Source organism: Paenibacillus sp. E194 (assembly GCF_000935845.1).
GTDB classification, from domain to species: domain Bacteria; phylum Bacillota; class Bacilli; order Paenibacillales; family Paenibacillaceae; genus Paenibacillus_B; species Paenibacillus_B alvei_B.
Window position 1 is genome coordinate 1 of sequence record NZ_JMDX01000223.1, and the last position, 9,219, is coordinate 9,219.

General features: G+C 47.3%; 11 protein-coding genes. 1 reads left to right on the forward strand and 10 read right to left on the reverse strand.

Annotation, left to right across the window (positions count from 1 at the left end; all coding sequences use genetic code 11):
• The 9 genes from rsmH to AZ66_RS22995 form a co-directional block, all read right to left on the reverse strand.
• A partial coding sequence (gene rsmH, locus AZ66_RS22960) for a 16S rRNA (cytosine(1402)-N(4))-methyltransferase RsmH (RefSeq protein WP_044356990.1) occupies positions 1–852 on the reverse strand: 852 nt, incomplete at its 3' end.
• 64 nt (positions 853–916) lie between these two features.
• Positions 917–1,348, reverse strand: a complete 432-nt coding sequence (gene mraZ, locus AZ66_RS22965; protein ID WP_044356991.1) for a division/cell wall cluster transcriptional repressor MraZ — start codon at positions 1,346–1,348, stop codon at positions 917–919.
• 190 nt (positions 1,349–1,538) lie between these two features.
• Positions 1,539–2,615 (reverse strand): DUF4349 domain-containing protein, encoded by a 1,077-nt coding sequence (locus tag AZ66_RS22970; RefSeq protein ID WP_082061694.1) that lies wholly within the window; start codon positions 2,613–2,615, stop codon positions 1,539–1,541.
• Positions 2,616–2,803: 188 nt separating this feature from the next.
• Positions 2,804–4,090: an adenosylhomocysteinase gene (locus AZ66_RS22975; RefSeq protein WP_044356992.1), complete on the reverse strand. Its 1,287-nt coding sequence runs from the start codon at positions 4,088–4,090 to the stop codon at positions 2,804–2,806.
• A 98-nt stretch (positions 4,091–4,188) separates the two neighbouring features.
• Positions 4,189–5,820, reverse strand: coding sequence for a bacillithiol biosynthesis cysteine-adding enzyme BshC (gene bshC / locus AZ66_RS22980; protein WP_021258109.1), 1,632 nt, complete (start codon positions 5,818–5,820; stop codon positions 4,189–4,191).
• 177 nt (positions 5,821–5,997) lie between these two features.
• Positions 5,998–6,384, reverse strand: a complete 387-nt coding sequence (locus tag AZ66_RS22985) for a DUF3397 domain-containing protein (RefSeq protein WP_044356993.1) — start codon at positions 6,382–6,384, stop codon at positions 5,998–6,000.
• Positions 6,385–6,431: 47 nt separating this feature from the next.
• The gene (locus AZ66_RS32985) at positions 6,432–6,800 is read right to left on the reverse strand and encodes a ketopantoate reductase C-terminal domain-containing protein (protein ID WP_231587001.1); all 369 of its coding nucleotides are present in this window, start codon (positions 6,798–6,800) and stop codon (positions 6,432–6,434) included.
• Entirely contained in the window at positions 6,755–7,420 is a 666-nt protein-coding gene (locus AZ66_RS22990; RefSeq protein ID WP_231587002.1) for a ketopantoate reductase family protein, read from the reverse strand. Before AZ66_RS22990 ends, AZ66_RS32985 begins: the two co-directional genes overlap by 46 nt.
• Positions 7,421–7,541: 121 nt before the next feature.
• A complete protein-coding gene (locus tag AZ66_RS22995) occupies positions 7,542–8,186 on the reverse strand; it encodes an RsfA family transcriptional regulator (RefSeq protein ID WP_021258112.1) in 645 nt (214 codons plus the stop codon).
• Between the two features lie 336 nt (positions 8,187–8,522).
• Here AZ66_RS22995 and AZ66_RS23000 point away from each other — a divergent pair, with 336 nt between their 5' ends.
• Positions 8,523–8,759 (forward strand): DUF2626 domain-containing protein, encoded by a 237-nt coding sequence (locus AZ66_RS23000; protein WP_021256770.1) that lies wholly within the window; start codon positions 8,523–8,525, stop codon positions 8,757–8,759.
• Between the two features lie 114 nt (positions 8,760–8,873).
• On the opposite strand, the gene AZ66_RS23005 is transcribed toward AZ66_RS23000, so the two are convergent.
• Positions 8,874–9,219: SAM-dependent methyltransferase (locus tag AZ66_RS23005; protein WP_197081759.1), on the reverse strand; the 346-nt coding region annotated here is incomplete at its 5' end.

Genomic DNA, 9,219 nt, shown 5'->3' on the forward strand with positions numbered 1-9,219 from the left:
CAATACACTTTTGTGGCCACATGCACACATTGGCAACCCCGGTGGGCATGTGCATCTTCCTACATACTCATTCATAATATGCTTACAGATCCGATCCTCAAGCGAGTGGAACGTAATCACAGCCACTCTTCCTTCCGGCTTCAAGCAGCGTACCGCTTGATGTAAGGCATCTTCAAAAGCGCCAAGCTCGTCATTAACAGCAATTCGGAGCGCCTGGAAGCTTCGCTTCGCAGGATGTCCGCCGGTTCGTCTTGCAGCAGCAGGAATACCTGCCTTCACCAGCTCTGCGAGTTCACCGGTCGTCTGAATTGGCTGCTTAGCGCGAGCTGCGCCAATCTCTCTGGCAATACGCTTCGAGAATTTCTCTTCCCCGTATTGATACAAAATTTTCGCGATATCGGCTTCTGACCAGCCATTGACAATATCGTAAGCTGTCAATTCGCCATTCTGATCCATACGCATATCCAGCGGCGCGTCATGGTTATAGCTGAATCCACGCTCACCTTCATCAAGCTGAGGCGATGATACACCAAGATCGAATAGGATCCCATCCACTTGTGGAACTCCATCCACCTGCGGTACACCCGCTTGAATCAATGCTTCCTCCAAATGGCGGAAGTTAGTTTTGACAAGCGTTACTCGATCCAAATAAGACGCAAGCCGAACCTTCGCATTATTCAACGCCCAATCATCCTGATCCAGCGCAATTAGTCTTCCGGCAGATGACAGCTGAGAAACAATTCGCTCGCTGTGTCCAGCTCCTCCTAGCGTACAGTCGACATAAATGCCGTCAGGACGTATTCGCAAGCCTTCTACCGATTCTTCTTTCAACACGGTAATATGATGAAACAACGCAATACCTCCCAATTTCGGTTCCCATCTAGCTGCGATGCGTTATGATAGTCCTGATGTTCACCTAAAAATTAAAATCAACCAATGTCTCCGCAATTTCGTTAAATGCGGATTCCGACTGCTCTACATATTGTTCCCAAGCATCCTTGCTCCAAATCTCTACCCGATTCTGGACACCGATAACCATGCATTCTTTTTCCAAATGTGCATAGCCGCGCAAATGGGAAGGGATCGTAACCCGTCCTTGCTTGTCCCATTCACATTCACTTGCCCCCGAAAAGAAGAAACGGGTAAAGGCTCTAGCATCAGCTTTCATCAAGGGAAGTGCCTTTAACTTCTGTTCAAGTGCTTCCCATTCATTCATAGGGTAGACGAAGAGACACTGATCCAACCCTCGAGTCAGTATAAATGTGGTTCCTAAAGAGTCACGCAGCTTAGCTGGTATGATGAGACGGCCTTTGTCATCGATGCTATGTTGATACTCGCCCATGAACATCAGCCACCACTCCTCCCCCTAAATCCACCACAGTGCCCCACTTTCCTCCACAACGAATGTATACTTCGCCATAAAAGAGAAAAATCCTGCTAGAAAGCAGGATTTTATTGCGAAATAGGCCTATATAAATTTTGGATATGTTTCCATTAACACATACGAAGACAGTACACCAACATGTCTAATCATGCTCTTACCTTCTATCTTCACCATTGTCTACAGCCGAGCCGCCTGTGTCACTCTGCACTTCAGAAGAGTCCGTAGCCTTGTGTTTACTTGCGTCTTCTAATGCTGCCTCTGCCGCCTCAGCATCTGCAGGTGTTCGTGATCCCAACACATTCTCCCCGGTATTCCCGCTCAAGTTTCCATTCCTTCCTCTCCTCCTTCTGGCAATCAGCCAGATCGGAGTTCCGATAATGAGCAGCGCACAAAGAAAAGGAAGCAGCGCAACAAGCACGAGAACAATAGACTTCACACATTTTACAAGAGCGTCCCAACTGCCTACAAGGGTATCTGCCACCTGAGTTCCAAATGCATCCTCAAGCGCTTGACCACGCTTTGCTTTTAGGCGTTGAAACATATCCAATGTAATCGTGGACATTGCCACATTGTTATCATAATACCTCATTTTTCCCACAATTTGCTCAATTTCCGATTGTACATTCCCCAGCTCATTCGAGAAGTTTAATAAATCTTCCGATTTCGTCGCCTTCTCCATGAAGGACAGCAGTCTTGACTCTACTGTGCGGCGCGCCTTAAGCCGCGCCTGTAAATCAACATACTCCTCGGTCACATCATTAGCCGAATATTGACGAGTATAGGAGATCGACTCCCACTTTCCTAGCTCATCAATGAACGATTGAAATCCAACAGCAGGAATCTTAATGACATAGGATCCGCCTCGCTCGCTGTCTGTCTCCTGATCCGAAAATTGCAGCACATAACCTTGTGATAGCGCAATGAATCGATTCAGCTTCTCTTTCACAGCCCCGTAGTCGGCAACTTCCATGCGAAGCTGCGCTTCATAAATGAGCTTGCGCTCGGTCTTTACCTGCACTTGCTGCACTTGCTGCCCCGCACCAGCCTGCAATGGTTCCTCGCTGCTTGCAGCAGCATCATTACTGGTTCCTTCCATCTGCGCCCCTTCTGGCGCTGAATTCCCCGGCTTTAACCCTTGACTGTCTGATGCTGAACTACAGCCACCAAGAAGCAGCAACAGCAGAAGCGACGCCAGCACGACTGTTTGCCATCCCCAATTTCTCTTTTTCATCCCGTATGCCCCCTCTATCATCTTGGCATGGATATCTTGGATGTAATGGCTTCGTTCTCCATACTCAATCAATAGACGAATTGCCAAAAAATATGTTGCATAGGTAAGCTTCATACCCAAAATAAAACCGCCACTAGCCTATCGCTAATGGCGGTTCTTCCTTCTTGTATGATACAGGCTTTATCCCATCAATGCTCTTGCCAGCTCTCTAAGTAAGACTTTTGCTCGCTGCTAAGCGTATCTACTGAGATTCCGAGCGACTCCAGCTTGTAGCGTGCTACTTGCTCATCAAGCTCATACGGTACATTGACAACTTTTTTCCCAATGGATTGATATTGATCATTTACATATTTCAAGGACATTGCTTGAAGCGCAAATGTCATATCCATAATTTCAGCTGGATGGCCATCCCCTGCAGCCAGATTGACTAGGCGGCCTTCAGCCAGCAAGTAGATGCTGCGGCCAGCTTGCAGCTTGTATTCTTCAATGTTCTTGCGTACCGTACGTACAGATGTGGAACGAGCCTCAAGCTCAGGCTTATTCACTTCAACATCGAAGTGTCCAGCATTGGACAAGATGGCACCGTCCTTCATCACGTCATAATGCTCACCACGGATGCAATCACGGTTGCCTGTGACGGTTACAAAGATATCTCCTACACGAGCGGCTTCGATCATCGGCAGCACTGTAAATCCATCCATGTAGGCTTCCACGCCTTTGATCGCATCCACCTCGGTAACAACGACATTCGCGCCGAGACCTTTGGCACGCATGGCAACACCCTTACCGCACCATCCGTACCCGACCACGACCACCGTCTTGCCGGCTACAACCAGATTCGTTGTACGATTAATGCCATCCCATACTGACTGACCAGTACCATAACGGTTGTCGAACAAATACTTGCAATACGCATCATTAACGGCAACCATCGGGAATTGAAGCGTGCCATCCTTCTCCATCGCTTTCAAGCGGAGGATGCCTGTAGTCGTTTCTTCCGCACCGCCTCTCACTTGATCAAGCAAGTCAGGGCGCTCAGCGTGCAGAATCGAGACCAAATCTCCGCCATCGTCGATAATCAAATCAGGCTTCGTCTCCAATGTGTGAATAAGCAACTGCTTATATTCTTCCGGATCTGGGTTGTACTTGGCATATACAGTAATGCCGTCTTCAACTAGCGCGGCGCATACATCATCCTGCGTCGACAACGGGTTGCTTCCTGTTATCGTTACATCAGCGCCGCCAGCTTTAACGACCTTCGCCAAATAAGCGGTCTTCGCCTCCAAATGAAGCGATATTGCTACTTTGAGTCCTTTGAACGGCTGCTCCGCCTCAAATTGTTCCCGAATGCGGTTAAGCACAGGCATATGCGCTTGAACCCATTCAATTTTCAAATGACCTTCTGGTGCCAATGCAATATCTTGGATGATGCTCTTGTTTGCCGCATTTGTATTACGAGTTGGTGTATTACTCATGGACAGTTCATCCTCTCCCATTTGGATTAAGAAGCCATTTCATGATCCGTCTAGATTTCAAGAAATTGGGTCTTTCCAGCTCATGCTCATAACATAGCTTATGACAACAGGGCGATGCGATGTTCTCCTCTCCATACGACAGGAGCTTCCATCAACATTGCAAACCAATTCTCACCGTAGCGGCAGGCATACCCTAGCATATTCAACACACGCTCCTGCGGTTTGCCAAGCGGATGAAGGGAGACATGCAGCCGTTCCCACTGCCGCAAGCCTGATTCATGCTGCTTCGCCATCGCATCCTTAGCACGGTGATGAAGGAAATCAATCTGTTCAAGTACCTTATTATGATTCGTAGCACCAAGTTTCCCAAGTGCAGGAAGCGATGCGACAAGATCCTCCAGCAGATCCGTATATCTGGTATCCACTTCTGCACGCAGCGTCTCGAAGCGTTCATCCAAGTGAAGTGCATCCTGCGCTTCCAGCCACGAAGCTCTTCTTGCTTCGTAATGATACACAACATCTTCAACCGACAGCTCATACTTATCCAGAAGCTTATTTAGTGTCCCCTCAATACAAGTAAATCCCATGCGTGGCCATATGATTGGCATTCTCATGCCCAGCTCTCTGAATGCCTGCTTCGTCTGTGCCCAGTAAGCAATTTCTCCTGGTCCGAGCACGGTAGCCAGTACTGGGAATAAATAGTCCTGCATAAGCGGTCTCGTCAATACATTATTGCTCAGCTGCTGCGTTGAATTCCGTGCGATGTCCAACATCTGCTCCATCGTGCACGATATTCCTTGGCGATGATTGACGAATTGCCCGTTCTCCTTATGCAGCAAGTGGCGCTCCCCGTCACGAACGAGGAACAGATTCGCGCTGTGTTCGGAACGTACCGCCTGAGGGCTATAGCCATAAGAAGCAAGCTGCTGCTCACTGGTGTCGTAGGCCTTCTCCAGTCGGTCATTGTGCTGGAGGATCGCCTCGAACATAGGCGCTTCAAGCTCACGCAGTCCGTCATCTGCTGAATCGATGAGCACGAGACCATATTCACCAAATAGTCGGCCCATAGTCGCTGCGAAGGAATCTGACAGCGTGGCACAAGTAGCCACTGATTCACGCAGGTGCTCAAGCAGCCCTGGTGTAAACTCAGTCTTTGGCAAGGATCTCTCTAGCTCGGTGAGAACCGATTCCCATGCAGCAGCATCCAGCTTCACATGGCTCACTGGGGCACGTCGATCCCCTGGCTTCTCCATTCGTATACGCTGTACAGCAGGATCTGAGGTTACCACATACGTATGATCAACCTCATCAAAATCATGATCCTCTCCAGCAATCCAGAAGACAGGAACCACTGGTCTTGCTAATTTGACTTCTGCTTCTTGCGCCATTCGAATAATGGAAATTGCCTTATACAGAACAAGCAGTGGACCTGTAAACAAGCCGCCCTGCTGTCCTCCTACAACGACTAACGACCGTTCATCCTTCAGTCGTTCTATGGAATCTCGTACAGCTTGGCTGTTATTGAACCGCTCATTATAGCGGGTAAGCACATCGGCCAAGCGTGTGCGATTCACTCTTAGCTGTCCCGAACGCTCCACCCAATCCGCTCTCTTCTCCCAATCCAAGTCCGGATGATATTCGTAGAACGTCTCGACAACAGATGGTTCGCGTTCCATGTACTGTACGGTCAGCGGTTGCTGAACCGGAATAGATAATATTGGCCATTTCAAAAGATAGCCGCCTCCCTTTTTGCCTCGTCTCGATTGTACACAATGCGGCTTCTGACCGTCAAAACAAAGATTATGTATTCCATTCCTTCATGCACAATTCAACAACTAGCTGCCATCATCCATTAATATCGATGCATGAGTCCTATCACTAATCTACCTTTATGAGTATAGCTTATCCTACATGCTTGCTGAATAAATAATTATTCCAATCAATAGCAAGAAAACGTACAGTACGCCAAGCAAGAAGAATGTTATTCGCCAAATGACACGAATCATTTTTCTCGGATCCCACTTGCCATACTTCTGCTGTTGCAACCCACCGATTAATCCTGCTGCGATTAACAGAAAGAACAGTATCCAATAAAATCCTGCCTTTGAATCAAACAACGTATTATATAAACCGCCTACCGAGGCAATGAGAAACACCGTCGTTATATCCATTGCCAGCTTAATTGCCCTCTTCTTCGGTTTAAGCAGCCCCCTACCAATTAGCCAAGTAATAAGAAATGGGAAGAAGGGCAGTAAAGAAAGCAGAACGAATCCGTCATACATCAGTTGAAACATATTCGGGTAGACTCACTCCTCTCAACAAGGGATCAGCACGGGAAATGTTATTCGCAACTTGCTAGAATAAGACGGTACATCATACGATGAAGCGGTACTGCAACCTCATATCGATCAGCCATTCGGATAAGCGCCCCCGTTATAGCCTCTATTTCTGTCCTTCTTCCCGCTTCTACATCTTGAAGCATGGACGACGAATTGGACGAAGTCATCCGGCACACCTGAACAACCCGCTCCCAATCCTTCTCTTCATCGATAGAAATATGAGCCGCTCGGTATACCGCAGCAGCCTCGCCAAACAGCTCCTTCATTAAGGACAGCCTGTCCTCTTGCAGCAGCAGTTGACCGTTCTTGATGCGCAGCACAGCCGTTAATGGATTAATAATGACATTGGCAAGCAATTTCTGATAAACCATACCTTCGATGTTGTTCGACAAAACGTTTGAAATCCTGCATTTTCTAGCAACTTCTTTGTTGACAAACATAAAGAATTGACTAAATCCTTCTGTTCTGTTCGGCTTCCAGCAGGCTGCCAGATGCCAATTGACGTATGCCCGCGCCCCGTATGTACAACCTCATTGCAATTTACTCGCTTAGCCGCTTCCGTTGTAACCGCCCATACTAATTGCTCTTGCGGCCATACCGCACGAAGTGATTCCATATGACCAACCCCATTCTGATAGCACACCAATGAAGTTGTCTGCTCTCTAGGAAACTTCTCTAACCGACTGAGAAGCTCAGAATCAATATGTGTCTGCTTCACGAACAACCATATGCTGCTCGCTCTCATACCTGTCCGTTCAAGTACTTCTCCTGCTTCTGCCAACGGATAGGCATGTACCGGATAAATATGGTCATGCCTCCCATCCAGATCCTTGAGATGAATCCCTTGACTACGGATAAGCTCCGCCTGCTTCGGAGTCCGTGTCCACATCCTTACCTTCGTATTACTGCTATCTATTGAATTGCGCGTTCTCATCAGCATCGCTGCATGAAGCAGCCCCAATGACCCCCCGCCAATAATATCGATATCCATATTAGGCACCTTCCCTTGTGTACAAGTATCCTATTTGTTATATCAAACCAAATGCAAAAACACAAAAAAGCGCAAAGAGTGAGCAATGCTCTCCCTTCACGCTTTCTGTAAGCGGATGGAACTATTCAATTCGCTCTAGGTTGCCATTGGCGTCCATCCGAAAGCGAGTTTTGGAGTCGTCCTCTTCTTCACTTAAAATCGCTAATCTGCGAGCACGATCCATAATTTGAATGAGCGCCTTATAATCATCATTTACCGTACGGTAATCCGTTTGAACGGCATTCACCTGTTTGGAGAGATACTCATTCTCTTCACGCAGACGATGATACTGCTCTTCCTTATCATGCAGTTCTTTCTCCGTATGCTTCAATTGACGCGACAGCTCTTGATAACTGTTGCGCCATTGACGCAAGAAGCGGATCACCATATCCATGGAGAGTGATTCCTCGGTAATGAGCTCTGGCTTAAGGCCAACTTCTTCACTGTCCGCCAATGCAATAGAGGCCACCTGTGCACCAATAGGCTGCTTTTTCATATAGTTGCGCTTTTGCCGCTGTGCTTTTGCAAGCTGAATGGCAGCTTCATATTTTTTACGGACACAGCTATTCCAGCGGAATCCGCAAGCCGCAGACGTGCGGCCAATCTTTTCCCCTACTTCTTCAAAAGCAGCTAGCTGAGTACTTCCTTCTCGAATATGTCTTAACGTCACTTCTGCCAAAATCAAATCATCGTCCGCTGTCCACGCATCTTGTCTAATTGCTGTCATGCGATACCCTCCTAACGACACTCATTCAATTCGGTTGTATACAGCACCCACGCCATATGCATTGAAGCAAGCGACGAAGGATGATCAGTCGGTAATCAACCGCTTATTCCATCTCTATGCCCATGGTAGAGTTCATAGAATCTATCGGATACTAAAATGTATATCCATTTTTTCTATGAATCATACGTATGCCTGTCCATACAATAGATCACAATGAAGGGGAGATTCCGAAAAAGTTCGTTAATCCATCAAGATTGGCAGTTTACACCAGATGACTAGAACGCTATAATGTCAATAGTAAATGTTGGGTTGAACGTAACGAGAGGGGGATGAATCGTGGCACGGATGTATCGCGTACTCGGCTTCTGGACATTAGTAATCGGTCTGATGGCGTTTGCAGGAGACATGATTGAGATGGCGCTCCTGTTCTTCATGCAGACTGCTTTTTTTGTGTTGCTGGGTTACTTGAAATTGTCCGAACGTACATATACAATGCTGTTTTGGGCGTACATGGTCGTATGCTTCAGCGGCTTTTCGTACTGGAGCGTCTTCGTTATGAAAAACCCTTACTAGCAGCATCACTGTCTGTTGACTTGTTGCGGACGGCTAATGAATGAAAGAATGAATAGATACAGAAAGAAGCGTCAAGAGATCGGCGATCTCATGGCGCTTCTTTTGTGTTGAATCTTATAATATTCCAATTTCCGATTTCGAACCGCAAGACAAAAGGAGTACATGAAACCGTTCACTCATCTGATCACTCAGCAGCAATTGTCGAATGGCACGATTGCGACGCGCTTCCGCACTAAACGGATCTGGGTTGGTATGCTGCTGCAATTCATTTAGCAAGCCCTGTTCGAGTAAAAATGACTTTTGTGTCATATAACCGATGATCGCAGCATTTACTTGCTTCGCAACACGCTGGCAAATATCGAAATCCACCATCGACGTGATATCCTGCTCGCCAATATGAATCCAAGGGTTGTCATGAGCCTGATGACGATGGTAACACATCAGTGTCCCCTCCATCCGA